Genomic DNA, 2,504 nt, shown 5'->3' on the forward strand with positions numbered 1-2,504 from the left:
CAGCTCATAGGCACCCTGGCTGCTCAGGTTCCTGGCAACGAATTCGTCGCGTACCGTCGGCAGGTTCTGGCGTGTCAGCGCCAACGTCGACGGCGTCTTTTCCGACTCAAGGGCGATCTGCCAGCATTCGGCGGTTTCGACGGCGTCGGCCGGGCGGAAGACATTGTGGTTGGGAATGGCGCGCAATGCGGCCAGATGCTCGACCGGCTGGTGGGTCGGGCCGTCTTCGCCCAGACCGATGGAATCATGGGTCATGACGAAGATCGAGCGGATGCCCATCAGCGATGCCAGCCGCATCGACGGCCGGGCATAGTCGGAAAAGCACATGAAGGTGCCGCCATAGGCGATGAGGCCGCCATGCAGCGTCAGGCCGTTGATCGCAGCCGCCATGCCGTGCTCCCGGATGCCGTAGTGGACATAGCGCTGGCCATAGTCGTCCGAGGTGATGTTCTTGGTCTGGCTGGTCTTGGTGTTGTTGGAGCCGGTCAGGTCGGCGGAGCCGCCGATGGTCTCGGGCAAGGCGCCGTTGATGACTTCCAGCGCCATCTCGGACGATTTGCGGGTGGCGACCTTCGGCTTGTCGGCCGACAGCTTCTTCTTGTAATCGGCAATGACCGCGTCGAAATTGGACGGCAGCTTGCCGCTGATGCGGCGCTCGAACTCAGCCTTCAGCTTGGCATCGGCCTTGGCCAGGCGGCCTTCCCAGTCTGTACGCGCCTTGACGCCGGCCTTGCCGGCGGTGCGCCAGGCGTCGAGGATGTCGGCCGGAATCTCGAAGGGCGGCGAATCCCAATTGAAGAACTTGCGCGCGCCGGCGATCTCGTCGGCGCCCAGAGGGGAGCCGTGCGCCTTGTTGGTGCCGGCCTTGGTCGGCGCGCCGAAGCCGATGGTCGTCTTGCAGGCGATCATGGTCGGCTTGTCGGAATGGCGGGCGGCTTCGATGGCATAGGCGATGGCTTCCGGATCGGTGCCGTCGATGTGGCTGGCATTCCAGCCGGAGGCCTGGAAGCGGGCCACCTGATCGGTGTTGTCGGACAGCGAGACCGGACCGTCGATCGAGATGTCGTTGTTGTCCCAGAAGACGATCAGCTTGTTGAGCTTGAGATGGCCGGCAAGCGCGATGGCTTCCTGGGAAACACCTTCCATCAGGCAGCCGTCGCCGGCCAGGACATAGGTGTAATGATCGACGAGATCGTTACCGAAGGCTGCGTTCATGATGCGCTCGCCGAGCGCGAAGCCGACCGAATTGGCGAGACCCTGGCCGAGCGGCCCCGTCGTCGTCTCTATGCCAGCGGCATGGCCGTATTCGGGATGGCCGGCGGTCTTCGAGCCCAACTGACGGAAGTGCTTGATCTGGTCGAGGGTCATGTCTTCGTAGCCGGTCAGATGCAGCAGCGAATAGAGCAGCATCGAGCCATGGCCGGCCGACAGGATGAAACGGTCGCGGTCGGCCCAGTGCGGGGCCTTGGGATCATATTTCAGGAAGCGCGTGAACAGCACCGTGGCGATATCGGCGCAGCCCATTGGCAGGCCTGGATGGCCGGAATTTGCCTTCTCGACGGCGTCCATGGAGAGAAAGCGGATCGCATTGGCCATCCGGTCATGTTGTTCACGCGACGTCATGGTTCCTCCAGAAGTGGGGGTTTGGGGGCTTGGGAGAGCCCTTGAAAAGGGTGCGCGACACATAGCAGGCGCGGGCTTTTAGTCAACAAATCGGGTGCACATTTGCCGGTCTTGTGATGCCGGCGGCGGACCTACATTAGCGTTAGCGGGGGACAGTCGCGAGAGCTTTGTTGACGTTGCCTTCACCCGGTGCCTAATGTTTCAGGGATAACGCGTTCTGAACGTGAACGATTCGGTGATGGGCAGGGCACAGGACGAAGGCCATGACCGGGGAAGCCACACTCAAGGAAGTCATCGCGAGGCTGGGCAAGGCCATCGAGGGGCTGGAAAACGCCGTCGCGGCCAAGCTCGGGCATGAACGCGACTACTCCGAAGCCGAGGCCGAGGTGCAGCGGATGAATGCCGATCGCTCGCGGCTGGCGCAGGAACTCGATAATTCCGAAGCGCGCGCCGAACGGCTGGAAGATGCCAACAAGGAAGTCTCGCGACGTTTGGTGACTGCCATGGAAACCATCCGCGCCGTGTTGGACAGATAGGAGCTGGCCCGATGGCACAGGTCACGGTTTCAATCGACGGCAAGCAGTATCGCATGGCCTGCGACGAGGGCCAGGAAGAGCATCTGATCGACCTTGCCGAACGCTTCGACCGCTATGTTTCACACCTGAAGGACTCGTTCGGCGAGATCGGCGATCAGCGGCTGACCGTTATGGCCGGCATCATGGTGATGGATGAACTCTCGGAGTTGCAGAAACGCGTCAAGGGCATGGAAAGCGAAGTGCTGACCTTGCGCAAGACCCGCGACGAGGCTCTGACCAAGGCCGACAAGAGCGATAGCGTGCTCACCAATGCGCTCGGCGCGCTGGCACAGCGCATGGAAGACC

General features: G+C 62.3%; 3 protein-coding genes. 2 read left to right on the forward strand and 1 reads right to left on the reverse strand.

Annotated features, from left to right (window positions below):
- Positions 1-1,623: transketolase (gene tkt, locus EN984_RS31010; protein WP_127384200.1), on the reverse strand; the 1,623-nt coding region annotated here is incomplete at its 3' end.
- Positions 1,624-1,886: 263 nt separating this feature from the next.
- On the opposite strand from tkt, the gene EN984_RS31015 reads away from it, so the two are divergent.
- Positions 1,887-2,159 (forward strand): DUF4164 domain-containing protein, encoded by a 273-nt coding sequence (locus tag EN984_RS31015; protein ID WP_127271149.1) that lies wholly within the window; start codon positions 1,887-1,889, stop codon positions 2,157-2,159.
- A gap of 11 nt (positions 2,160-2,170) precedes the next feature.
- On the forward strand, positions 2,171-2,504 hold a 334-nt coding region (locus EN984_RS31020; RefSeq protein WP_164765771.1), incomplete at its 3' end, for a cell division protein ZapA.

This window comes from Mesorhizobium sp. M7A.F.Ca.CA.004.12.1.1 (genome assembly GCF_003997835.1).
Lineage (GTDB): Bacteria > Pseudomonadota > Alphaproteobacteria > Rhizobiales > Rhizobiaceae > Mesorhizobium.

What these genes read in the sequence shown, in the direction of transcription:
- EN984_RS31015 (WP_127271149.1), top strand. Translation starts at nt 1,887, where the DNA reads ATGACCGGGGAAGCCACACTCAAGGAAGTCATCGCGAGGCTGGGCAAG.